Origin of the sequence: Blastococcus sp. URHD0036, from assembly GCF_000701365.1 — a bacterium.
In the GTDB taxonomy this organism is placed as follows: domain Bacteria; phylum Actinomycetota; class Actinomycetes; order Mycobacteriales; family Geodermatophilaceae; genus Trujillonella.
In genome coordinates this window covers 138,227-160,502 of sequence record NZ_JNIK01000001.1, presented here as the reverse complement: position 1 = coordinate 160,502, position 22,276 = coordinate 138,227, and the positions used below count along the sequence as shown (strand labels likewise).

The 22,276-nt window shown below is 74.2% G+C and carries 21 protein-coding genes; 3 read left to right on the top strand and 18 right to left on the bottom strand.

Going from position 1 to position 22,276, the window contains the following annotated elements; translation table 11 throughout:
- Window positions 1-13 precede the first annotated feature (13 nt).
- Genes N555_RS0100790 through N555_RS0100775 form a run of 4 tightly spaced genes read right to left on the bottom strand, consistent with a single transcriptional unit; the run spans window position 14 to window position 4,080 of the window.
- Window positions 14-1,432, bottom strand: a complete 1,419-nt coding sequence (locus N555_RS0100790; protein WP_051683510.1) for a vWA domain-containing protein — start codon at window positions 1,430-1,432, stop codon at window positions 14-16.
- A complete protein-coding gene (locus N555_RS0100785; RefSeq protein WP_029429601.1) occupies window positions 1,432-2,322 on the bottom strand; it encodes an AAA family ATPase in 891 nt (296 codons plus the stop codon). The genes N555_RS0100790 and N555_RS0100785 overlap by 1 nt, the downstream gene beginning before the upstream one ends.
- Before the next feature lie 23 nt (window positions 2,323-2,345).
- On the bottom strand, window positions 2,346-3,605 hold the full coding sequence (locus N555_RS0100780) for a glutamate-5-semialdehyde dehydrogenase (RefSeq protein ID WP_081865877.1): 1,260 nt from the start codon (window positions 3,603-3,605) through the stop codon (window positions 2,346-2,348).
- Window positions 3,606-3,645: 40 nt separating this feature from the next.
- Window positions 3,646-4,080 carry a MarR family winged helix-turn-helix transcriptional regulator gene (locus tag N555_RS0100775; protein WP_029429599.1) on the bottom strand — a complete coding sequence of 145 codons (435 nt, stop codon included), beginning with the start codon at window positions 4,078-4,080 and terminating at the stop codon, window positions 3,646-3,648.
- A 75-nt stretch (window positions 4,081-4,155) separates the two neighbouring features.
- On the opposite strand from N555_RS0100775, the gene N555_RS0100770 reads away from it, so the two are divergent.
- Complete coding sequence (locus N555_RS0100770; protein ID WP_029429598.1) at window positions 4,156-4,779, top strand: maleylpyruvate isomerase family mycothiol-dependent enzyme; 624 nt, start codon at window positions 4,156-4,158, stop codon at window positions 4,777-4,779.
- Here N555_RS0100770 and N555_RS0100765 read toward each other — a convergent pair.
- The 13 genes from N555_RS0100765 to ndk form a co-directional block, all read right to left on the bottom strand.
- Window positions 4,772-5,554, bottom strand: coding sequence for an isocitrate lyase/PEP mutase family protein (locus N555_RS0100765; RefSeq protein WP_029429597.1), 783 nt, complete (start codon window positions 5,552-5,554; stop codon window positions 4,772-4,774). The two genes, N555_RS0100770 and N555_RS0100765, sit on opposite strands and share 8 nt — an antisense overlap.
- Before the next feature lie 22 nt (window positions 5,555-5,576).
- Entirely contained in the window at window positions 5,577-6,059 is a 483-nt protein-coding gene (gene def / locus N555_RS0100760; protein ID WP_029429596.1) for a peptide deformylase, read from the bottom strand.
- A gap of 13 nt (window positions 6,060-6,072) precedes the next feature.
- Window positions 6,073-7,209, bottom strand: a complete 1,137-nt coding sequence (proB, locus tag N555_RS0100755) for a glutamate 5-kinase (RefSeq protein ID WP_197028860.1) — start codon at window positions 7,207-7,209, stop codon at window positions 6,073-6,075.
- Window positions 7,206-8,687 (bottom strand): GTPase ObgE, encoded by a 1,482-nt coding sequence (obgE, locus tag N555_RS0100750; RefSeq protein WP_029429594.1) that lies wholly within the window; start codon window positions 8,685-8,687, stop codon window positions 7,206-7,208. Before obgE ends, proB begins: the two co-directional genes overlap by 4 nt.
- A gap of 85 nt (window positions 8,688-8,772) precedes the next feature.
- Window positions 8,773-9,030, bottom strand: a complete 258-nt coding sequence (gene rpmA / locus N555_RS0100745) for a 50S ribosomal protein L27 (RefSeq protein WP_029429593.1) — start codon at window positions 9,028-9,030, stop codon at window positions 8,773-8,775.
- 7 nt (window positions 9,031-9,037) lie between these two features.
- Window positions 9,038-9,349, bottom strand: coding sequence for a 50S ribosomal protein L21 (gene rplU, locus N555_RS0100740; RefSeq protein WP_029429592.1), 312 nt, complete (start codon window positions 9,347-9,349; stop codon window positions 9,038-9,040).
- 186 nt (window positions 9,350-9,535) lie between these two features.
- Complete coding sequence (locus tag N555_RS25420) at window positions 9,536-12,589, bottom strand: Rne/Rng family ribonuclease (protein WP_081865876.1); 3,054 nt, start codon at window positions 12,587-12,589, stop codon at window positions 9,536-9,538.
- Between the two features lie 254 nt (window positions 12,590-12,843).
- Complete coding sequence (locus N555_RS0100730) at window positions 12,844-13,611, bottom strand: TIGR03936 family radical SAM-associated protein (RefSeq protein ID WP_029429590.1); 768 nt, start codon at window positions 13,609-13,611, stop codon at window positions 12,844-12,846.
- Complete coding sequence (locus N555_RS0100725) at window positions 13,611-15,533, bottom strand: TIGR03960 family B12-binding radical SAM protein (RefSeq protein WP_029429589.1); 1,923 nt, start codon at window positions 15,531-15,533, stop codon at window positions 13,611-13,613. Before N555_RS0100725 ends, N555_RS0100730 begins: the two co-directional genes overlap by 1 nt.
- Window positions 15,534-15,585: 52 nt before the next feature.
- Window positions 15,586-16,779, bottom strand: coding sequence for an acyl-CoA dehydrogenase family protein (locus N555_RS0100720; protein WP_051683509.1), 1,194 nt, complete (start codon window positions 16,777-16,779; stop codon window positions 15,586-15,588).
- Between the two features lies 1 nt (window position 16,780).
- A complete protein-coding gene (locus tag N555_RS0100715; RefSeq protein ID WP_034508106.1) occupies window positions 16,781-17,974 on the bottom strand; it encodes an acyl-CoA dehydrogenase family protein in 1,194 nt (397 codons plus the stop codon).
- Window positions 17,975-17,991: 17 nt separating this feature from the next.
- Window positions 17,992-19,029: an acyl-CoA dehydrogenase family protein gene (locus tag N555_RS0100710; RefSeq protein ID WP_029429586.1), complete on the bottom strand. Its 1,038-nt coding sequence runs from the start codon at window positions 19,027-19,029 to the stop codon at window positions 17,992-17,994.
- 113 nt (window positions 19,030-19,142) lie between these two features.
- Window positions 19,143-19,556 (bottom strand): nucleoside-diphosphate kinase, encoded by a 414-nt coding sequence (gene ndk, locus N555_RS0100705; RefSeq protein ID WP_029429585.1) that lies wholly within the window; start codon window positions 19,554-19,556, stop codon window positions 19,143-19,145.
- A gap of 82 nt (window positions 19,557-19,638) precedes the next feature.
- Between ndk and N555_RS0100700 the strand changes: the two genes are divergently transcribed.
- Both N555_RS0100700 and N555_RS0100695 read left to right on the top strand, forming a co-directional pair.
- Window positions 19,639-20,418, top strand: a complete 780-nt coding sequence (locus tag N555_RS0100700) for a dienelactone hydrolase family protein (protein ID WP_029429584.1) — start codon at window positions 19,639-19,641, stop codon at window positions 20,416-20,418.
- A gap of 30 nt (window positions 20,419-20,448) precedes the next feature.
- Entirely contained in the window at window positions 20,449-21,087 is a 639-nt protein-coding gene (locus N555_RS0100695; RefSeq protein ID WP_051683508.1) for a TetR/AcrR family transcriptional regulator, read from the top strand.
- Here the strand turns inward: N555_RS0100695 and N555_RS0100690 are convergent.
- The gene (locus N555_RS0100690; protein ID WP_029429582.1) at window positions 21,084-22,268 is read right to left on the bottom strand and encodes a cytochrome P450; all 1,185 of its coding nucleotides are present in this window, start codon (window positions 22,266-22,268) and stop codon (window positions 21,084-21,086) included. The two genes, N555_RS0100695 and N555_RS0100690, sit on opposite strands and share 4 nt — an antisense overlap.
- Window positions 22,269-22,276: the final 8 nt, after the last annotated feature.

The following is a 22,276-nucleotide window of genomic DNA, read 5'->3' as shown; positions in this document are numbered from 1 at the left end:
CCGCCGCGCCGGCTCACAGAGTCGTGACGAAGTCCGCCAGCTGGGCGGCGTTGCGGCACTCGACCATGTCCACGACCTCGGCGTACTTGAGCGCCGCCGAGTCCCCACTGCCCCACACCCGCCGCGGCTCCGGGTTCAGCCAGTGCGCCGACCGGGACCGCCGCACGAGGTCGGCGAGCACCGGCAGCCCGGGCGGGCGGTAGTTCGTCCGGCCGTCCCCGAGCACCATGAGCGAGGTCTTGGGACCCACGACGGTCGGCCAGCGGTCGGCGAAGACCTCGAGCGCGTTGCCGTAGTCGCTGTGTCCCTCGTAGGCGACGACGTCGGCCTCCCGGCCGATCCGGCGGATCGCGTCGGCGACGTCGGCCCCGGGGGAGAAGAACCGCGTCACCTCGTCCGTGGAGTCCACGAACGCGAACGCCCGGACGCCGGAGAAGTGCTCACGCAGGGCCTGGGTGAGCATCAGCGTGAAGTGGCTGAAGCCCGCCACCGAGCCGCTGATGTCGCAGAGCACCACCAGCTCGGGCTTGTGGATCTTCCGCGGGCGGTGGTGGGTCACCACCGGCACCCCGCCCGTGGCCAGCGACGCCCGCACGGTCTTGCGGAAGTCCAGCCGGCCCTCCCGGCCGTGCCGCCGACGGGCCGACAGCCGCACCGCCAGGCGGCGGGCCAGCGGCGCGACCATGCGCCGCAGCTCGGCCAGGTCCCCCTGCTGCGCACGGAGGAAGTCGATCTGGTCGGCCAGCGGCTTCACCGCGCTCTTGGCGATCCGTTCCCGGCCGCGCTCGTCGGCCTGCCGCCGCCGGACCTCGGTGTCGACGGCGTCCTTGAACGACCGCAACCGCTCCCGGACCTCGCCCCGGGCGACCTGCTCGGCCAGCCCGCCGTGGGCCTCCCCGTTCAGCAGGCCCTCGAGCAGCTGGCTGGTCAGGGTGTCCGGCGAGAGCGCCCGCATCACGCGGTAGCTGAACCACGACTGCCCCGACGGGGAGGGCGACGTCTGACCCAGCAGCCCCACGGCACGGCGGGCGAAGCGGGCGAGTTCCTCCTCGTCGCCCTCGGCCAGCAGCCGGGCCAGCTCCTCCCGCATCCGGGCCGCGGGGTCGAGATCGCCCTCCGGCGCCTCGAGCGTCATCGCCTCGCCGTCGCCGTCGTCGTCCTCGTCGGTGACCTCGACGAACTGCGGCCGGTCCCCCAGCGGCCACCACAGGTCGAACAGCGTGTCGTAGATCTGACGCTGGTTGCCGCGCTGCAGCAGCACCGCGGCCAGCCCGTGCCGCAGCTGCTCGCGGTCCAGGAGCTCCACCACGGTCAGGATCTCGGCGGCGTCCACGGCCTGGCTGATGCCGACCGGGATGCCGGCCTCCCGGACGGCGCGGACGAACCCGTCGAGGTGACCGGCCAGCCCCCCGGGCGCAGCAGCCGCGACCATCAGTTCAGCCGCAGCTCGGCCGCGGCCCGCTCCTGGTCGCTGGCGTGCTTGAGCACCACGCCGAGGGTGTCGCCGATGGTCGACTCGTCGAGGGTGTCCAGGCCCAGCTCCAGCAGCGTCTGCGCCCAGTCGAGGGTCTCGGAGATCGACGGCGACTTCTTCAGCTCCAGGGCACGCAGCGTGCGGATCACCCGCACCAACTGCTCGGCCAGCCCCGGCGCGAGGTCCGGCACCCGCGACAGCACGATCTCCCGCTCCCGCTCGGCGCTGGGGTACTCCAGACCCAGGAAGAGGCAGCGGCGCTTGAGGGCCTCGGAGAGCTCACGCGTCGCGTTGGAGGTGAGCACGACCATCGGCCGGCGGGTGGCCACGATGGTCCCGAGCTCGGGGATGGTCACCTGGAAGTCGCTCAGCACCTCGAGCAGCAGGCCCTCCACCTCGACGTCGGCCTTGTCGGTCTCGTCGATCAGCAGCACGGTCGGCTCGGTCCGGCGGATCGCGGTGAGCAGCGGACGCGACAGCAGGAACTCCTCGCCGAAGATGTCGTCGTGGACGGTCTCCCAGTCCGCGCCGTCCCCCGACGCCTGCGAGGCCTGGATGCGCAGCAGCTGCTTCTTGTAGTTCCACTCGTACAGCGCGCGGGCCTCGTCGAGTCCCTCGTAGCACTGGAGCCGGATCAGCTCGGCGTCGGTCGCGGCGGCCAGCGCCTTGGCCAGCTCGGTCTTGCCGGTGCCGGCCGGCCCCTCGACCAGCAGCGGCTTGCCCAGCCGGTCGGCGAGGAAGACGGTCGTGGCGATCTGCTTGTCCGGCAGGTAGCCCGCCGCCGACAGCCGCTTGGCGACGTCGGAGACCGAGGAGAACTGCGGCAGCTGCGTCGGGGGGCGGGGCATGGTTCTCCAAACGGGGAGGGACGTCAGCGGGTGTGACCGTCTCCGGTGACGACGTAGGTGGTGGAGGTGAGCTCCGGCAGGCCCAGGGGGCCTCGGGCGTGCAGCTTCTGGGTGGAGATGCCGATCTCGGCGCCGAAGCCGAACTCGCCGCCGTCGGTGAACCGGGTCGAGGCGTTCACCATGACGGCGGCCGCGTCGACGCCGGCGGTGAACTCGGCGATCGCGCGGGCGGAGTCGGACACGATCGCCTCGGTGTGCCCGCTCCCCCAGCGCGCGATGTGCTCGAGCGCGGCGGGCAGGTCGTCGACGACGCGTACGGCCATGTCCATCGACAGGTACTCGGTGGCCCAGTCCTCGTCGGTCGCCGGGACGACGACGGTGCCCTCGGCGGAGCGGACGGCGTCGTCGTCCCCGTGCAGGGAGACCCCGGCCTCCCCGAGCGCCGACAGCAGCCGCGGCAGGGCCGGGAAGTCGCGGTGGACCAGCAGCGTCTCGGCGGAGTTGCAGACGCTGACCCGGTGGGTCTTGGAGTTCAGGACGATCGCCTCGGCCATGCCGGGGTCGGCCGACGCGTCGACGTAGACGTGCACGTTGCCGACGCCGGTCTCGATCACCGGCACCTTCGCCTCCATGACCACCCGCTGGATCAGCGAGGCGCCACCGCGCGGGATCACCACGTCGACGAAGCCGCGCGCGCTCAGCAGCTCGCCCACCGACGCCCGGTCGGCCGGCAGCAGCTCGATCGACCCGGCCGGCAGGCCGGCCTTCTCGGCCGCCTCGGTGAGGACGGCGACGAGGGCGGTGTTGGTGCCGAACGCCGAGGCCGAGCCCCGCAGGAGCGCCGCGTTACCGCTCTTGAGGCACAGGCCCGCGGCGTCCACGGTCACGTTCGGGCGGGCCTCGTAGACGATCCCCACCACCCCGAAGGGCACGCGGACCTGACGCAGCTGTAGGCCGTTGGGCAGCCGCGACCCGCGGACGACGTCGCCGACCGGATCGGGCAGCGCCACGAGCTCGCGCAGCGCCCCGGCCACGCCGGCGACCCGGGCGGCGTCCAGCCGCAGCCGGTCCAGCACCGATTCCGGCGTGCCCTCGGCGGCCGCGGCGGCGACGTCGGCGGCGTTGGCCGCCAGGATCTCGTCGGTCCGCTCCACCAGGGCGTCGGCCATCGCGGAGAGGGCGGCGTCCTTGACGTCGGTCGGCAGCGTGCGCAGCACCCGGGAGGCGGCACGGGCGCGCAGCGCGGCGGCCCCGATCAGCGGCAGCGAGGCGACATCGGACACGTCCGCGAGGGTAGCGCGGGGGCGGCCGCCGACCGGCGGCTCAGGCCCAGGGGTCGGTGACCTCACGCAACCGGGTGAGGGCCTCGCGCAGCGCGCGGGTGGTCTCCGCGCCCAGGTGCGCGGTCCACTCGGCCTCGACCTCGGCCTCCACCCGACGGGCCACGGCGACGACGGCCCGGCCGCGCTCGGCGAGGCACACCAACCGGGCTCGGCCGTCCGTCGGGTCGGGCACCCGGCGCACGTAGCCGGCGCGCTCCAGCTGGTCGACGAGGAAGCCCGCGCTCTGCTTGGTCACCTGCGACTGCTCGGCGAGGTCCGTCAGCCGGGTGCCGTGCTCGCCGATCCGCGCGGCGACCCGGCCCTGCGCCACCGTCAGGTCGTCGAAGCCGGCCGCGGCGAGGGCCGCGAACACCCGCCCCTCGAGCGCGCGGTAGGGGAAGAAGCAGAGCAGCCCCAGGTTCGGCTCGGCGGTCATGCACCACCCCTTGACGACGGTCAGTCTCTCTGACGAGACTGTCAGAGGATCTTACCGATTCCCGGGGAGCCGGTCATGGACGTGGACACCGTCTGGCGCACCATCGACGCCGAGCGTGCCGGCCTCGCCGACCTGGTGGAGGACCTCTCCCCCGCCGAGTGGGACACCCCCTCCCTCTGCGCCGGCTGGCGGGTCGGCGACGTCGCCGTCCACCTCACCCAGGCGCACATGGGCCTCCGGGACGCCGCCGTGGCCGCCGTCCGCGCCCGGGGCAGCTTCGACCGGATGATCCGTGACTCGGCCCTCCGGGCGCGTGGCCTGACGCCGGAGGAGTGCGCGCGACGGCTGCGGGCGATGGTGGGCTCCCGGCGGATGGCGCCGTTCCTCACCCCGGTGCAGCCGCTCATCGACGTCCTGGTGCACGGGCAGGACATCGCCCTCCCGCTGAGCCGGTCCCGGCCGATGCCGCCGGCTGCCGCCGCGGCGGCGGCGCAGGCGGTGTGGGCGACGAGCTTCCCGTTCCGTGCCCGCCGGAAGCTGGCCGGCTACCGGCTGACCGCGGACGACGCCGACCTGGTGCTCGGCGACGGCGCCCCCGTCCACGGCCCCGCGTCCGCCGTCCTCCTGCTGGTCACCGGCCGGACGACGGCCGCCGCGGCGCACCTGGCCGGCGACGGCGCGCACCGGCTGGTCAGTTGAGCGGCCGGGTCCCCGGCGGGAGGACGCCGCCGGCGACGATCTCGGCCGTCGCGTCCTGCAGCGCGGTGAGCGCCACCCGCTGCGTGAACGGCCCGGTCGAGACGCGGGCCACGCCGAGCTCCTGCAGCTCGCGGGCCGGCAGGGAGGCGCCGGGCGCGCTGATCAGCGTGAGCTTCCCCCGGCCCAGCCCCTCCACGACGGCGGCGATCTCCTCCCGGTCGACCAGCCGCGGCACGAAGACCACGGGCGCACCGGCCTCGAGGTAGGCCCGGCCCCGGCGGATCGCCTCGGCGACCAGCTCGCCGCGGTCGGCGCCCTCGGCGGCGCGGACGAAGGTGTCCGTGCGGGCGTTGAGCACGAAGTCGATGCCGGCGTCCCGCCCCGCCCGCAGCACCGCCTCGACGGCGGCGACCGCCTCGTCGAGCGGCTTCATCTGGTCCTCGAGGTTGCCGCCGACGGCGCCGGCGGCGATCGCCAGGCGGGTCGTCTCCCCCGGGTCGCCATAGCCGGCCTCCATGTCGAGGCTCACCGGGAGGTCGACCGCCGAGGTGATCAGCTCCAGCATGTCCAGGTGGAGGGCGAGCGGGATGTTCTCGCCGTCCTCGTAGCCGAAGGTGGCGGCGATGCTGTGACTGGCGGTGGCCAGCGCCCGCACGCCGTCGGTGGCGGCGACCACGCGGGCGGAGACGACGTCCCACACGTTCGCGAGGACGAGGATCTCCGGCGCGGTGTGCAGCTCGAGCAGGGTCCGGGCGCGCGTGGCGAGGTCGGTCATCCCCGCACGGTAGCGAGCAGCGCTAGCGCGAGTTGAGCGCCCGGAACGCGGCCTTGCGGGCGTCGCCCGTCAGCCGGTCGAGGAAGACCTTGCCGTCGAGGTGGTCGACCTCGTGCTGCAGGCACCGGGCCATGAGCCCGCTGCCCTCCAGCCGCAGCGGCTCCCCGTGCACGTCGAACCCCTCGACGACGGCGTGCATCGCCCGCACCGTCGGCGCCCAGATGCCGGGGACCGAGAGGCACCCCTCGTCGCCGCCCTGTGTCTCCTCCGACAGCTCCACGATGCGCGGGTTCACGACGTGCCCGATGACGCCGTCGATGTTGTAGCTGAACGCGCGGGCGCCGACGCCGATCTGCGGAGCGGCCAGCCCGGCGCGGCCGGGGTGGTCGACGGTCTCCTCGAGGTCGCGGATCAGGGCGGCGAGCTCGCGGTCGAAGGCGCGGACGGGGTCGGACGGGGTGCGCAGCACCGGGTCACCGAGCTCCCGGATGGGGCGGATCGTCACGCGGTGCAGTCTCTCAGGCGGTCGCGACCGGCTTCGGCGCCCGGGGGCCGACCAGCACCATCTCGTCCCGGTGCACCACCTCGCGGCGGTACTCGGGGTCCAGGTCACCGGTCTTGCGGCCGAACAGCGCCGGCAGCTCGGCGGCGTCGTAGGCGACCAGGCCGCGGGCCACCACGACGCCGTCCGGGCCGACGAGCTCGACCGGGTCGTCGGCGAGGAACTCCCCCGTCGCCCCGGTGATGCCGGCGGCCAGCAGGGAGGCGTTGCGCTCGCGGACCGCCCGCACCGCGCCCTCGTCCAGCAGTACCCGGCCGCGCGGGCGGCTGGCGTAGCGCAGCCAGAACTGCCGGGCGGACGGACGGCGGCCCGACGGGAGGAACAGCGTGCCGACCTGCTCCCCGGCCAGCGCCGCGGCCACCTGGACCGTCGAGGTGACGACCACCGGGACACCGGCGCCCGCGGCGATCTGGGCCGCCTCGACCTTGGTGGCCATGCCGCCGGTACCGACGCCGTTGCGCGACGCCGAACCGAGGGTGACCGACGCCAGGTCGCCCGGACCGGAGACGGTGTCGACGAGCTGCGCGGGCCCGGTGCGCGGGTCGCCGTCGTAGACGCCGTCGACGTCGGACAGCAGCAGCAGCGCGTCGGCCTGCGCCACGTGCGCGACCAGCGCCGCGAGCCGGTCGTTGTCGCCGAACCGGATCTCCTCGGTGGCGACCGTGTCGTTCTCGTTGACGATCGGCAGCACACCCAGGGTCAGGAGGCGGTCCACGGTCCGGTGCGCGTTGCGGTAGTGGCTGCGGCGGGTGAGGTCGTCGGCGGTCAGCAGCACCTGGCCGACGGTGACCCCGTGCCGGGCGAAGGCGTCGGCGTAGGTCTGCACCAGCCGCAACTGGCCGACGCTGGCCGCCGCCTGCGCGGTGGCCAGGTCACGCGGGCGGCCCTCGATGCCCAGCGGCGCGAGCCCGGCGGCGATCGCGCCGGAGGAGACGAGCACGACCTCGCGGCCGGCCGAGCGGACGGTGCCCAGCACGTCGACCAGCGCGGTGAGCCGGTCGGTGTCCAGCCCCCCGGGCAGCGTGGTCAGCGAGGACGAGCCGACCTTCACCACGACCCGGCGGGCGCCGGCGATCTCCGGGCGCACGGTCACGCGTCCCCCTCGGGGAGGTCGTCGTCCGTCCAGGTCTCGGTGAGCTCGTACGGCACGCGGCGGGCCTTCTTGGCGGCCAGCCGCTCGGCGGCGCGGATGCGGTGCGGGGCGTCGATGCGCGCGTCGGTGCCGCGGCCGCCCAGCCCAGCGGTCTCCTCGACCGTGAGGGTGCCGGCCGGCAGCGTCGGCACGAAGTCGAAGCTGACGTCGCCGATGGTGACCGCGTCGCCCTCGACGGCGCCGGCCTTCTCCAGGGCGTCCTCGACACCGAGCCGGTTGAGCCGGTCGGCGAGGAAGCCGACGGCCTCGTCGTTGGTGAAGTCGGTCTGGCGCACCCAGCGCTCGGGCTTCACGCCGCGGACGACGAAGCCGCCGTACTCCGGGTCCGGCTCGACGGTGAACCCGGTGTCGTCGACCGCCCGCGGGGTCAGCGTGATCCGCACCGGCTCGACCTCCGGCAGCGCGGCCCGGTGCTCCTCCACGGCGGCGGCCAGCGCGAAGCCGAGCTCGGGCACCCCCTCGCCGGTCACGGCGCTGATCGGGAACACCTGCAGCCCGCGCTCCTCCAGCGTGGCGCGGACGAGGTCGACCAGCTCCCGGGCGTCGGGCACGTCGATCTTGTTGAGGACGGCGATCCGCAACCGCCCCAGCAGGTCGATCTCCTCACCGGAGTACTCGGCGAGCTCGTGCTCCAGCGCCTCGATGTCGCTCTCGGGATCGCGGCCGGGCTCCATCGTCGCCATGTCCACGACGTGCACCAGCACGGCGCATCGCTCGATGTGGCGGAGGAACTCCAGGCCCAGGCCCTTGCCCACCGAGGCCCCGGGGATGAGCCCGGGGACATCGGCCATCGTGAAGCTGACGTCGCCGGCCCGGATCACGCCGAGGTTCGGGACCAGCGTGGTGAACGGGTAGTCGGCGATCTTCGGCCGGGCCGCGGACATCGCGGCGATCAGCGAGGACTTGCCGGCCGAGGGGAACCCGACCAGCCCGACGTCGGCGATGCTCTTGAGCTCGATCACGACGTCGACGGACTCCCCCGGCTCGCCGAGCAGCGCGAAACCGGGCGCCTTGCGGCGGGTGTTGGCCAGCGCGGCGTTGCCGAGCCCGCCCTTGCCGCCGTGGGCCAGGACGACGCGGGTGCCGACGCCGACGAGGTCGGCGAGGACCTCGCCGTCGAGGGTGCTGATGACGCTGCCCGGGGGGACGCGGAGGACGCGCTCCTCGCCGCGGGCGCCGTGCCGGTTGCTGCCCTCGCCGGGGCGGCCGTTGCCGGCCTTGTGGTGCGGCCGGTGGTGGAAGTCCAGCAGCGTGTGCACGCTGGGGTCCACCTCGAGGACGACGTCGCCGCCGTCCCCACCGTTGCCGCCGTCGGGCCCGCCGAGCGGCTTGAACTTCTCGCGGTGGACCGAGGACACGCCGTGCCCGCCGTTGCCGGCGGTGACGTGGACGACCACGCGGTCGACGAAAGCGGCCATGACCGTGCCGCCTCCTACTTTCTGATCAAGCGCCACGAGCGCACGGGCCGTCGGCCCGTGCGCTCGTGAGCGGAGAGAGTGGTGCTCAGGCCTCGACGGCGGAGATGGAGATGGTCTTGCGACCGCGCCGCATCCCGAAGGTCACGGCACCCGGCTCCAGGGCGAACAGCGTGTCGTCGCCACCGCGACCGACACCCAGACCCGGGTGGAAGTGGGTGCCGCGCTGGCGGACGATGATCTCGCCGGCCTTGACGACCTGACCACCGAAGCGCTTCACGCCGAGGCGCTGGGCGTTCGAGTCGCGGCCGTTGCGGGAGGACGAGGCGCCCTTCTTGTGTGCCATGTCGTCGTCAGCCCTTCGTGATGTCGCGGACGACCACGTCGGTCAGCGGCTGACGGTGCCCCTGCCGCTTGTGGTAGCCCGTCTTGTTCTTGAACTTGTGGATGCGGATCTTCGGGCCCTTGCCGTGGCCGACGATCTCGCCGGTCACCGTGACGCCGGCCAGCGCGGCCGCGTCGGTGGTGACGGTGTCGCCGTCGACGAGCAGGATCGCGGGCAGCGCGATCGAGTCGCCCGCCTCACCGACCAGGCGGTTGACCGTGAAACGGTCACCGACGGCCACCTTGTGCTGCCGGCCACCGGCCTTGACGACTGCGTACACCACTGACTCCTCGATCGCCTGCTCGTGTCTGTCCTGGGCGCACCACCGCGCGGAGCACGGGATGCGGGACGGCTGCGCGCGCCTCCTCGGCGGCACCGGAGGTCCGGTGCGCTGCCTGGCGGTGCAACCCGTCCAGCGTACCCGAGCCGCCGGTGCAGGGTCGAACCCGCCCCGGCGGCCCGAGGTTCAGCTGGCCGGTGGCCCGGCCGGCCGGCTGGCCGCCCGGCGGCGGCGCGGGCGAGTGCCCTCGACCACCGCGGGCGCGGCCGGCTCGTCGGGACCGGCCCCGACGGGGACGTCGTCCTCGTCGGGCTCGTCCTCCGGCTCGGTGACGACCGCTACGGCCGCCGCCGCCTCGGCCACGGGCTCCGCGACGGGCAGCGGAGGGACCACCGGCTCCGGGACGGGCGCCGGCTCCGCCACGACGTGCTCGGCGGTTCCCTGGGGGGCGATCTCCGGCGCGTCGGCCGGCGTCCCGTCCGGCGACGGCTCGGTGCCGGCGTCGATGTCGACCTCGGACTCCACCGGAGGGGCCTCACCGGCGAGCACCGCGGCGTCCTCGGCCGCCCGCTCCTCGCCGGACTGGCCACGGTTGCGCCGGCCGCGGTTGCGACGCCCACCGGAGCGGCCCTCGCCACCCTCGGCCGGGGTGTCGTCCGGGGCCGGCGATGCGGCCGGCGCCTCGTCGGAGCCGCCCTCGACCGGGGCGTCACGACGCTCCGACCGGTTCTGGTCGCGGTTGTCCTGGCCCTTGCCGGCGTTCTGGTTCTGGTCGCGGCGGTTGCCGCCCCCACCGGACCCGCTGCCGCCGGTGTTGCCCCCGCCGCCGCCCGGGCTCCCGCCGGAGCCGTTGCCGCTGCGGCGCTTCTCGTCGACCGGGTCGGTGTGCACGAGGATCCCGCGGCCGCGGCAGTGCTCGCACGGCTCGCTGAAGACCTCGAGCAGCCCCTGGCCGACCCGCTTGCGGGTCATCTGCACCAGGCCCAGCGAGGTCACCTCGGCCACCTGGTGCTTGGTGCGGTCGCGGCCCAGGCACTCGGTCAGCCGGCGCAGCACCAGCTCGCGGTTGCTCTCCAGCACCATGTCGATGAAGTCGATGACGATGATGCCGCCGATGTCACGCAGCCGGAGCTGGCGGACGATCTCCTCGGCCGCCTCCATGTTGTTGCGCGTCACCGTCTGCTCGAGGTTGCCGCCGGAGCCGACGAACTTGCCGGTGTTGACGTCGACGACCGTCATCGCCTCGGTGCGGTCGATGACCAGCGAGCCACCCGAGGGCAGCCACACCTTGCGGTCCAGCGCCTTGGCCAGCTGCTCGTCGATCCGCAGGTCGTGGAAGACGTCGCCCTGCCCGGCGTACCGGGAGAGCCGGCCGACCAGCTCCGGGGAGACGTGCGCGACGTAGGCCTCGACGGTGTCCCAGGCGTCGTCGCCCTGGACGACGAGGGAGGAGAAGTCCTCGTTGAACACGTCGCGGATGACGCGGATGGCGAGGTCGGGCTCGCCGTAGAGCAGCGTCGGGGCGTTCGAGGAGGTCTCGGCCTTCTTCTGGATGACGTCCCACTGCGCCTGCAGCCGGGCGACGTCGCGGGTGAGCTCCTCCTCCGAGGCGCCCTCCGCGGCGGTCCGGATGATCACGCCGGCGTCGTCCGGGACGATCTTCTTGAGGATGTCCTTGAGCCGCTGCCGCTCGGTGTCGGGCAGCTTGCGGCTGATCCCGGTCATCGAGCCGCCGGGCACGTAGACGAGGAAGCGGCCGGGCAGGTTGATCTGCTGGGTGAGCCGTGCGCCCTTGTGCCCGATCGGGTCCTTGGTGACCTGCACCAGCACCTTGTCCCCGGACTTCAGCGCGGTCTCGATGGAGCGCTGCTTGCCCGACAGGCCGACGGCGTCCCAGTTGACCTCACCGGCGTACAGGACGGCGTTGCGGCCCTTGCCGATGTCGACGAACGCCGCCTCCATGCTCGGCAGCACGTTCTGCACCCGGCCGAGGTAGACGTTGCCGGCGAACGAGGTGGCCGAGGCCTGGGTGACGTAGTGCTCGACGAGGACGTCGTCCTCGAGGACGGCGATCTGGGTCCGCTCGCCCCGCTGGCGGATGACCATCGCCCGGTCGACCGCCTCGCGGCGGGCGAGGAACTCCGACTCGGTGAGGATCGGGGCACGCCGGCGGCCGGTGTCGCGGCCGTCGCGCCGCCGCTGCCGCTTGGCCTCGAGGCGGGTGGAGCCGGCGACGCCCTTGACGTCGTCGTCGCTGGTGGTGCGGCCGTTGCGGCCGGCCCGCTCGGGGCGGTCGGACTCGTCGGCGGCGGAGGCGGACTCGCCGTCCCCGCTGCTGCCACGGCGGCGGCGGCGCCGGCGGCGGCGGGTGCTCGAGCCGGCCTCGCCCTCGTCGCCCTCGTCGGAGTCGCTGCCCTCGTCCTCGTCGGACTCGTCGGCGTCCTCGTCGTCGCTGCGCTGCTCGTCGGCGTCGTCGGAGTCGTCGGTCGCGTCCTCGGCCGCGTCGTCGTCTTCACCGCTGCGCCCGCGGCCCCGGCCGCGACGGCCCCGGCGGCGCCGGCGGCTGCTGCTCCCGGCGTCGTCCCGGTCCTCGCCGTCGGCGGCGTCGTCGGCCTCGTCGGTGTCCTCGGGCTCGTCCGCGTCGGTCGAGGTGTCGGCGGGAGCGTCGCCGCTCCCGTCACCCGGTCCCCCGCTGCGGCGGCGTGAGCGGCCGCGGCGCGACCGCGGCGCCGGGACGTCGTCGTCCACGGCGTCGTCGTCGAGCGAGGCGCCGGCGGTGTCCTCGGGCTCCTCGGGGGCCTCGGCCTGGGGACGGCGGCCGCGCCGGCGGGGCGCCGGGGCGTCGGCCTCGGCGGGGGCCACGAAGCTGATGAAGGCGGGGACGGCCGGCGGCGCGGGCGGGGGCGGCTCGACGGAGTCGGGGTCGGCGGCGGCGACCGGGCGGGTCGCGCGCCGGCGCGGCCGGGCGATCACCGCGGTCGGCTCCGGGGAGCTGAACTGCGCGCCGAAACGGGAGACCGGCTCCGGCTCGGGCTCCTCGGCCGGCAGCTCGGCGGTACCGGGGGCGACCGCCGCGACGGCGTCGTCCTCGTCCTCGTCGAGGGCCACCGTGGGTTCGGCCGCCTGCCCGGCGGGGCCGGGCTCGGTGCCCTCGGGCGCCTCTCCCGGCTGCTCGGGAGCGGGCGGCGCCGCCTCGGTCTCCTCGGTGGTCGTGGTGGTGTCGTCGTCCTGGTCTGCCACGAGGGCTCGCCTCCTGTGTGGTGCTCCCGGGCGCCGGTTGCTACGGCGGCCGCGCAGGAGCACGGGTTGGGCGGGTCGGACGTCCCCACGGATCTGACGCGGAGCGTCCGTCCTGCAAAGTCTGTGGACGGCTCTCGCGCGACGGTTGCCGCGGCGGGGAGCCGGTGGTGCGGTCGGTGCAGGTGCGCTGGTGCTGGCTCTCGGTGCGTCACGTCTGGCAGCCGTGGCGCGCGACGGCGCGGGCGCTCTGCGACTCAGACCGTTGCGCGCTCCCCCTGGCAGTGGGTGCTCGCGAGCCGGTCGGGCCCGAGCGGGTCGGCCACCGTCCCGGTGTCGTCGAGCCGGCCCTGCGCCTCACGCACGGCCCGGGGGGGCGACGGCGGGCGCAGGTCGGCGACGGCAGCCAGGGCGGCCACCACGTCGTCTGGTCGAACAGCGGGCGTCACCTGCCGGACGACCACCGTCATCATGCCACACCCGGGCTCCCCGCCCGCGGTCGCGGCGGCCACCGCGGCACGGGCGTCGACGTCGCGCATGCCGCTCTTGGTGCGCCGGGCGACCTCCACGACGTCCTTGGCGAGGAAGGCCGCCAGGGCCGAACCGAGCTCGGCCGGCTCCACTCCCGGGAGCTCCAGGCGCCACACCGAGGCGTCGATCCGCTCGGCCAGGCCGCCGGTCCCCTCCTGTGCCGCCACGCACTCGACGACGTCGATGCCCGGGGGCAGGGCGGCGTCCAGGGCGAGCCGCACGGCCTCGGGATCACAGGGCCGGGTCACGCCGATCTCGAGGTACTCGGCCTCGCTGGCCGCGCCGGTGGGAGCCGCCCCGACGTAGCTGATCTTCGGGTGGGGACTGAAGCCGGCGGAGAACGCCATGGGCACCTGCGCCCGGCGCAGCGCCCGCTCCAGGGCCCGCGCGAGGTCCCGGTGCGAGGCGAACCGCAGCGGCCCGCGCTTGGTGTAGCGCAGCCGCAGCTTCTGCACGGTCGGCGGGGGCGGCGGCCCGTCGGGCTGGCGGGCCATCAGACGACCGTGAGCGGGAGCAGGCTGCGCCCGGTCGGCCCGATCTGGATCTCGGTGCCGTTGGTCGGGCAGACGCCGCAGTCGTAGCAGGGGGTCCAGCGGCAGTCGCTGACCTCCTCCTCGTTGAGCGCCTCCTGCCAGTCCTCCCAGAGCCACTCCTTGTCCAGCCCGGAGTCCAGGTGGTCCCAGGGCAGGATCTCGTCCTCGGTGCGCTCGCGGGTGGTGAACCAGTCGAGGTCGACGCCGAAGGCGGCCAGCTCCTCGGTCGCGGCCGCCGTCCACCGGTCGAAGGAGAAGTGCTCGCTCCAGCCGTCGAACTTCCCGCCGTCGCGCCAGACGCGCTCGATGACCCGGCCGACGCGGCGGTCGCCGCGGGAGAGCAGTCCCTCGATCACGCCGGGCTTGCCGTCGTGGTAGCGCATGCCGATGGACCGGCCGATCCGGCGGTCGCTGTTGATCGCGGCCCGGAGCAGCCGGAGCCGGTTGTCGATGGTCTCGGCGCTGGCCTGGGCGGCCCACTGGAAGGGCGTGTGCGGCTTGGGCACGAAGCCACCGATGGAGACGGTGCAGCGGATGTCCTTGCGGCCGCTGGCCTCGCGCCCGGCGCGGATCACCTCGGTGGCGAGCTCGGCGATCTCGAGCACGTCCTCGTCGGTCTCCGTGGGGAGTCCGCACATGAAGTAGAGCTTCACCTGCGTCCAGCCGTTGGCGTACGCGGTGGTGACCGTGCGGACGAGGTCCTCCTTGGACACCGTCTTGTTGATCACCCGGCGGATGCGCTCGCTGCCGCCCTCGGGGGCGAAGGTCAGCCCGCTGCGCCGTCCGTTGCGGGACAGCTCGTTGGCCAGGGTCACGTTGAAGGCGTCGACGCGGGTGCTCGGCAGCGACAGCCCGGTGTTGGTGCCCTCGTACCGGTCGGCCAACTCCTTGGCCAGCTGGCCGATCTCGGAGTGGTCGGCGCTGGACAGCGACAGCAGCCCGACCTCCTGGTAGCCGGTGGCCTTGAGCCCCTGGTCGACCATCGAACCGATGCCGGTGATGGTCCGCTCGCGCACCGGGCGGGTGATCATCCCGGCCTGGCAGAAGCGGCAGCCGCGGGTGCAGCCGCGGAAGATCTCCACGCTCATCCGCTCGTGCACGCTCTCGGCGAGCGGCACCAGCGGGGTCTTCGGGTAGGGCCACTCGTCGAGGTCCATGACGGTGCGCTTGCCGACCCGGGCGGGGACGTCGTCGCGGGTTCGGGCGACCGAGGCGATGGCGCCGTCGGGGCCGTAGGAGACGGCGTAGAAGCGGGGCACGTAGACGCCGTCGACGCGGGCGAGGCGGGCCAGGAGCTCGACGCGGCCCCCCGGCCGGCCCTGCTCCTTCCACGCCTTGACGACGTCGGTGATGTCGCCGACCGCCTGCTCGCCGTCACCCAGGACGGCGCAGTCGACGAAGTCGGCGACCGGCTCGGGGTTGAAGGCGGCGTGCCCGCCGGCGACGACGACGGGGTGGGTCTCGTCCCGGTCGACCGCGTGGATCGGGACGCCGGCCAGGTCGAGGGCCTCGAGCAGGTTCGTGTAGCCCAGCTCGGTGGCGAAGCTGACGCCGAGCAGGTCGAAGTCGGCGACGGCGCGGTGACTGTCGACGGTGAACTGGCCGACCCCGGCCTCCCGCATCAGCCCGGCGAGGTCCGGCCACACGGCGTAGGTGCGCTCGGCCAGGGCGTCGGGGCGCTCGTTGAGCACCTCGTACAGGATCATCAGCCCCTGGTTGGGCAGCCCGACCTCGTACGCGTCCGGGTACATGAGCGCCCAGTGCACGGCGACGTCGTCCCAGGGCTTCACCTGGGCGTTGAGCTCACCGCCGACGTACTGGATGGGCTTCTGGACCTGGGCCAGCAGGGGCTCCAGGCGCGGGTACAGCGTCTCACCAGTCATGACCCGTCCAGGGTAGACGGGGCCCCAAGACCCCTCTCCCCCGTCGACGAGATCAGCGGACGAGGGCCTTGTCGCCGGGCAGCCGCAGCCGGGGCAGGCCGAGGACGTGCTGGGCGATCATGTTCTTGAAGACGTCCGTCGTGCCGCCGTAGGTCGCCGTCCCCTGCGCGAACCGGTGGGCGTGGTCCAGGGTGCCGCCCTCGATCGCGCCGTCGGCACCGTGCGCCAGCAGCGCCTCCGGGCCCACCAGGTCGATCAGCTCCGCGATGCCGGCGATGTAGGACAGCGACGCCTTGGTGCGGCCCATCGGGTCGGGCGTGACCGCTGCCGCCTCGGTCTCCACGACCAGCCTGCCGAGGCGGTCGAGGAACACCGGGTCGTCGGCGACGTGCGTTCCGTCGGGTCGCGTCGCCCGCTTCGCCCAGCGGGCGGCCGCGTCGATCGCCCGCTGGAACACGCGGGTGTACCCGATGCCCATCGTGACGTCGTCGAGTCCGTCGCCCCGGCCGGCGCCGTGCTCCTCGTCGAGCGGCCCGCGGAGCACCGCCCAGCCGCCGTTCACCTCGCCGAGCCGGTTGCGGTCGGAGACGTGGACGTCGTCGTAGAAGACGGCGTTCGTCCGCTCGTCGCCGTAGGTGCGGATCGCCTGGATCTCCACGCCCGGTGACTGCAGCGGCACGAGGAACATCGTCAGGCCCTTGTGCTTCGGCGCCTCCGGGTCGGTCCGGGTGATGAGGAACGTGTACTGGCAGTTGTGCGCGCCCGTCGTCCACATCTTCGAGCCGTTGAGCACCCACTCGGCGCCGTCGCGGACCGCGCGCAGGTGCGCCGCAGCGATGTCCGACCCGCTCTCCGGGTCGCTGTAGCCCAGGCAGAAGCGCACCCGCCCGGCGGCGACCTCGGGCTTCAGCTCGGCGACCAGCTGGGGGTCGCCGTACTGCTCGACCGACGGCCACACCCCGGCCGTGGTCCCGGAGGTGACGTAGGGGACGCGGTACCGGGCCAGCTCGAGGGCGAGGACCCGGGCCGAGACCTGGTCCAGACCCGCGCCGCCGTCCTCGACCGGCCACTCGGGGAACAGCCAGCCCCGGGCGCCGAGGGCCAGGTGCACGCCCTCGTGGAAGCCGTCGCCGGTGGTCCGCTCGTGGTCGTGGACCTCCTCGGTCATGACCTCGTCGAGGAGGGCGCGCACCTCCTGCTGGAACGCCTGCTGCTCCGCGGTCAGCTCGACCGTCGCGAAGTCCACGTCAACGCACCCACTGCTTGCTGCCCGGCAGGGTGAGCCGCGGCAGGCCGAGGACGTGCTGGGCGATCATCCCCTTGAACACCTCGGTGGTCCCGCCGTACGTGGCGGTGCCCTGGGCGAACCGGTGGGCGAAGTCGATGACGCCGTCCTCGATCGCGCCGTCGGCGCCGTGGGCGAGCAGGGCCTCGGGGCCGACCAGGTCGACCAGTTCGGCGATGCCGTCGATGTAGCTGAGCGAGCTCTTGTTCCGGCCCATCGGGCCCGGGGTGACCCAGCTGGCCTCGGTGTCGACGACGAGCTTGCCGAGCCGGTCGAGGAAGGCCGGGTCGTCGGCGACGAGCGTGCCGTCGGGCCGGGTGGTGCGCTTGGCCCAGCGGGCGGCGGCGTCGAGGGCGGCCTCGAACTCCCGGGTCCCCATGGTCATCGCGATGTCGGACAGGCCGTCGTCCGGCCGTCCGGCTCCGTGCTCGGCCGACAGCGGGCCCTGGAGGGTCGCCCAGCCGGCGTTGACGTCTCCCATCCGATGGGAGTCGGACACGTGCACGTCGGTGTAGTAGACGGCGTTGGTCCGCTCGCCGCCGTAGGTGCGGATCGCCTGGATCTCCACGCCCGGCGAGTCCAGCGGCACGAGGAACATCGTGAGGCCCTTGTGCTTCGGGGCCTCCGGGTCGGTGCGGGTGATGAGGAACGTGTACTGGCAGTTGTGCGCGCCGGTCGTCCACAGCTTGGAGCCGTTGAGCACCCACTCGTCGCCGTCCCGGACGGCGCGCAGGGTGGCCCCGGCGATGTCCGACCCGCCCTCGGGGTCGCTGTAGCCCAGGCAGAAGCGCACCCGGCCGGCGGCGACCTCGGGCTTGAGCCGGGCGGTCAGCTCGGGGTCGCAGGACAGCTCGACGGCGGCCCAGACCAGGCGCGTGGTGCCCATCGTGACCGTGGGCACCCGGTAGCGGGCGATCTCGAGGGCGAGGATGCGCTGGGAGACCCGGTCGAGGGCCGCTCCGCCGTCCTCCACCGGCCACTCCGGGAACAGCCAGCCCCGGCTGCCCAGCGCCAGGTGCACGGCCTCGTTGAAGCCGTCACCGGTGCGCCGCTCGTGCTCGTGCACCTCCTCGGTGACGATCTCGTCGAAGAGGGCGCGCACCTCCTTCTGGAACGTCTCCTGCTCGGGCGTGAGCTCGACGGTGCCGAAGTCCATGTCGTCGTCCTCCCGGCTCAGACCGTGGCCAGCAGGGCGGCGGCGACCTGGCGGCGGTCCTGGCCGGGGTCGCCCCCGAGGACGCTCCAGCCCTTGGCGCGCAGGAAGAACAGACTGATGTCGGCCTCGACGGTGAAGCCCAGACCGCCCTGCGTGTGCGCGGAGACCCAGGCGGCCTCGGTGGCGGCGTGCGCGGCGTGCACGAACGCCGCCAGCGGCAGCTCCGGCCGGCTGGCCGGCTCGTGGGTCGCGTACCAGGCGGCCTTCTGCACCAGGTTCCGGGCGCCGGCGATCTCGGTGACGACGTCGGCGAGCGGGAACGCGACCCCCTGCAGCGACCCGATCGCGACACCGAGGGTCCGGCGGGTCTTGGCGAACTCGACGCCGAGGTCCAGCGCGGACTGGGCGATGCCCACCAGCGCGGCGGCGGTCAGCAGCTTCCACTCGGCGTAGGCGGCACGGCACGCCGCGGCGGCCTCCGGGCCGGTCGCGAGCACGGTGCGCTCGCCGGCCGCCGGGTCGAACCAGGCCAGCGGCGTCGAGCCCTGGTTGGGCACGTGCGCCGCGGGCTCGGCGAGCGTGTGCAGCACCAGCCCCTCGTCGGTCCAGGCGAGGACGTCGCGGGCGACGGCGGCGTCGGGGACCAGCTGCCGGTTGGTGCCCACGACGGGCTGCAGGGCGAGGGTGACGATCCGCTCCCCCTCGGCCGCGGCGGCGACGAGCTCGTCGGCCCCGCCGACCCGGGCGAGCAGCCGCGACGCGACGACGTGGGAGATCAGCGGGACCGGGGCGACGACCCTGCCCAGCTCCTCGGCCACGAGGACCAGGTCGACGAGCGTGGCGTCGTCACCACCGACGGCCTCGGGCAGGGCCATCGAGGTGGCACCCATGGCGACCACCCGCTGCCAGAGGTCGGCGTCGAAGCCCAGCGGCTCCGCGTCGCGCACCAGCGAGGAGGGGACCTGCTTGGTGAAGAAGTCGCCGAACCCCTCGCGTACCGCCTGCTGGTCCTCGTCGAGACGGAAGTCCTGGCGGCGCAGCTCGAATCGTTCCATGCCTGTAAATGCATCACATGGACGGCGCGGCGGACAAGAGGCCCCTGGCGCGTCGCGGAAACGCCGAGGACCCGGGCCCGCCGCACGGCGGGACCGGGTCCTCGGGACAGGCGTTACGCGGAGAGGCCGGGGAAGAACAGGCCGATCTCGCGCGCGGCCGACTCCGGGGAGTCCGAACCGTGCACGATGTTGCTCTGCACCTCGAGCGCCAGGTCGCCGCGGATCGTGCCCGGGGCGGCCTTCACCGGGTCGGTCGCACCGGCCAGCGCCCGGAAGGCCTCGATGGCCCGGGGCCCCTCGACGACGAGCGCGAGCAGCGGCCCGCCGGTGATGAACTCGACGAGCGAGCCGAAGAAGGGGCGCTCGCGGTGCTCGCCGTAGTGCTCCTCGGCGGTCTCACGAGGCAGGGTGCGGAGCTCGGCGGCGACCAGGCGCAGCCCCTTGGCCTCCAGCCGGCTGATCACCTCGCCGACCAGACCGCGAGCGACACCGTCGGGCTTGACCAGGACAAGGCTGCGTTCCGTCACGGGGCCGGAGCCTAGCGGGGCGCGCCGGCCGCCCCCGGACGGCGACCTGGACGACGGGGTCCGGCTGCGCTACTGCTGTGCCATGGAGACCACCCGCACGGTCGTCGACCTGCCCGCGGCCGACGGGGGCACCGTCCCGACGGCGGTGGTGCGCCCGGCCGGCCCCGGTCCGCACCCGGCGGTGGTGATCGGCGTGGAGGCCTACGGGCCCAACACCTTCACGGCGGGCGTCGCCACGCGCCTGGCCGAGGAGGGGTACGTGGTCGTCGTCCCGGACTACTACCGGGGGAACGGGCCGGCCGACGCGGAGGCCTACACCGACTTCACGGAGGTCATGCGCTTCATCGGCGCACTGGACTTCCGCCGCGGGACCCGCGACCTGCTGACGGCGGTGGCCCACGCCGCCGGCCTCGAGGACGTCGATGCCGACCGGATCGCCGTCTGGGGCTACTGCACCGGCGGCACGCTGGCGCTGCTGGCCGCCGAACTGAGCGACCGGGTGGCGGCCGCCGTCCTCTTCTTCCCGAGCCAGCCCTGGTTCGGCGAGCTGACCGAGCGCACCCCGGTCCACCCGGCGGACCTGCTCTGGGCGCTGCGGGCGCCCGCCCTCGTCCTCTACGGCGACCGGGACCCCGTGCTGCCGCCCGAGCGGCTCGTCGACCTGCGTCAGCGGTTGACGGCTGCCGACCCCCGGCACCGGCTCGTCCTGTACCCGGGCGCGGGCCACGCCTTCTGCGCACCGGTCCCCCCGATGCGCGACGAGGCCGCGGACCTCGCCTCGTGGACCGAGGCGACGACCTTCCTCGCCGCCGCCCTGAGCAGCGGCGCGACGCCGGGCCGAGCCGGCCGGCGGCTACCGTGACCCCCCGCCCGAGCCGACGAGGAGGCGCCGATGACCCAGGACGCGGACACGCCCTCGCCCCGCGAGGAGCGGCGGCAGCAGCGCGTGGACCTCTTCCGGACCCAGGTGCTCGATGCCGCGGAGGAGATGTTCGCCGAGCTGGGCTACCACGGCACCAACCTCAAGGCGGTCGCCGCGCGGTGCGAGGTGTCGGTCGGCTCCCTGTACTCGGTCGTCGACGGCAAGGAGGCGCTCTTCGCCGCCGTCACGGCCCGGTTCGGCACCGGTCTCACCCGGCGGATGGCCGAGATCGCGCGGGAGGACGCCCCGGCCGACGTCCGCCTGCTGCGGCTCGCGGAATGGCAGGTGCGCTACTTCCGGGAGCACCCGCGGTGGGCCCGGATCACCACGATGTTCGTCTCCCCCGGCGCCCGGGCCGATCTCCCCGGCGGCGAGGTCGCGCGGAACTACGACGAGGGCTACCGCTGGGCGATGGAGCTGCAGGCGGGCGTCATCGCCGAGGGCCAGCAGGCCGGGCTGCTGCGCGCCGGCGCACCCGAGGCGCTGGCGCGGATGTTCTCGGCGATGGTCAGCGCCTCCCACGTGATCGACGAGCAGGCCACCGCCGCGCTGCCGCTGGAGGAGTTCCTCGACCTGCTGCGCGCGACGTTCGTCGTCCGCCCGGCCTAGCCGCGCGGCTCGAACTCCAGCCGCAGGTCGGGGATGCCGCGCAGCACCGGCGCGTAGCACAGCTCGTAGCCCTCGGCCAGGCGGTAGGCCGGGATCCGCTGGTGCCACACCTCGACCGCGATCCGCATCTCCAGCCGGGCGAGGTTGGACCCCAGGCAGCGGTGCCGGCCCAGGCCGAAGGTCGCGTGCCGGTTCGCCGGCCGGGCGAGGTCGACGGTGAGCGGGTCGGTGAACTTCTCGGGGTCGAAGTTCCAGGTGCCCTGGACGACGCTGACGTGCGTGCCGGCCGGGATCTCCACCCCGCCGACGACCGAGTCCTGCACCGCGCGGCGGGTCTGGGACGGGCTGGTGGCCGCCCAGCGCAGCAGCTCCTCCACCGCGAACGGGACGGCGGCCGGGTCGGCGAGCGCCGGCTGGAGATCGGGCCGGCGGGCGAGGATCCCGAACGCGCACTCGAGCGTGCCGGTGACCGTGTCCAGTCCGGCGATCAGCAGCTGGTGGCAGATGTTGATCGAGTTCTCCCGGCTGAGGTCACCGGCCCGCTCCCGCTCCACCAGGGCGGAGAGGAGGTCCTCGCGCGGCGCGGTCTTCCGCTCGGTCAGCTCGCCCTGGAACAGCTCGGAGATCTCCGCGCCGGCCCGCCGGCGGACGGCCATCGACTCCTCGAGGGTGCCGCCGACGCCGCCGCGGATGATGTCCTCCTTGAGCCGGACGAACTCCGCCGTCCCGGACAGCGGGAGCCCCAGCAGCGTGAGGAACGTGCCGACGGGATAGGGCGTGGCCACCTCGGCGCCGAAGTCGCACCAGCCGCGGTCGGCGAAGGCGTCGATGCACTGGTGCATGAGCGCCCGCAGCCCCGCCTCGAGCGGCGCGACGCGCTTGGGCGAGAACATCGGGTCGAGGATCCGGCGGTAGCGGGCGTGCTCGGGCGGGTCGATCTGCAGCGGGATGAGCCCGGAGTCGCTGCCGAGGAAGCTGCCCTCGGGCCCGGAGGAGAAGACACCGGGCTCGTGCAGCACGTGGTCGACGTCGGCCGAGGCGGTCACCACGACCTCCGAGTCGACCCGCCGCGGCGGCTGCGACGACAGGTCCCGCCAGATCCGCGGGGCGTCGTCGTCCCAGACGATCCCGTACTGGTTGCTGAGCAGCGTCTGGACGACGTCGTCGGCGGTCGTGGTCATGGGTCGCT

What these genes read in the sequence shown, in the direction of transcription:
- N555_RS0100700 (WP_029429584.1), top strand. Translation starts at nt 19,639, where the DNA reads ATGGAGACCACCCGCACGGTCGTCGACCTGCCCGCGGCCGACGGGGGC.
- N555_RS0100790 (WP_051683510.1), bottom strand. Translation starts at nt 1,432, where the DNA reads ATGGTCGCGGCTGCTGCGCCCGGGGGGCTGGCCGGTCACCTCGACGGG.
- N555_RS0100715 (WP_034508106.1), bottom strand. Translation starts at nt 17,974, where the DNA reads ATGGACTTCGGCACCGTCGAGCTCACGCCCGAGCAGGAGACGTTCCAG.
- N555_RS0100775 (WP_029429599.1), bottom strand. Translation starts at nt 4,080, where the DNA reads ATGACCGCCGAGCCGAACCTGGGGCTGCTCTGCTTCTTCCCCTACCGC.
- N555_RS0100690 (WP_029429582.1), bottom strand. Translation starts at nt 22,268, where the DNA reads ATGACCACGACCGCCGACGACGTCGTCCAGACGCTGCTCAGCAACCAG.
- N555_RS0100770 (WP_029429598.1), top strand. Translation starts at nt 4,156, where the DNA reads ATGGACGTGGACACCGTCTGGCGCACCATCGACGCCGAGCGTGCCGGC.
- obgE (WP_029429594.1), bottom strand. Translation starts at nt 8,687, where the DNA reads ATGGCCGCTTTCGTCGACCGCGTGGTCGTCCACGTCACCGCCGGCAAC.
- N555_RS0100730 (WP_029429590.1), bottom strand. Translation starts at nt 13,611, where the DNA reads ATGGCCCGCCAGCCCGACGGGCCGCCGCCCCCGCCGACCGTGCAGAAG.
- N555_RS0100765 (WP_029429597.1), bottom strand. Translation starts at nt 5,554, where the DNA reads ATGACCGACCTCGCCACGCGCGCCCGGACCCTGCTCGAGCTGCACACC.
- rpmA (WP_029429593.1), bottom strand. Translation starts at nt 9,030, where the DNA reads ATGGCACACAAGAAGGGCGCCTCGTCCTCCCGCAACGGCCGCGACTCG.
- N555_RS0100695 (WP_051683508.1), top strand. Translation starts at nt 20,449, where the DNA reads ATGACCCAGGACGCGGACACGCCCTCGCCCCGCGAGGAGCGGCGGCAG.
- N555_RS0100710 (WP_029429586.1), bottom strand. Translation starts at nt 19,029, where the DNA reads ATGGAACGATTCGAGCTGCGCCGCCAGGACTTCCGTCTCGACGAGGAC.
- N555_RS0100785 (WP_029429601.1), bottom strand. Translation starts at nt 2,322, where the DNA reads ATGCCCCGCCCCCCGACGCAGCTGCCGCAGTTCTCCTCGGTCTCCGAC.
- N555_RS0100725 (WP_029429589.1), bottom strand. Translation starts at nt 15,533, where the DNA reads ATGACTGGTGAGACGCTGTACCCGCGCCTGGAGCCCCTGCTGGCCCAG.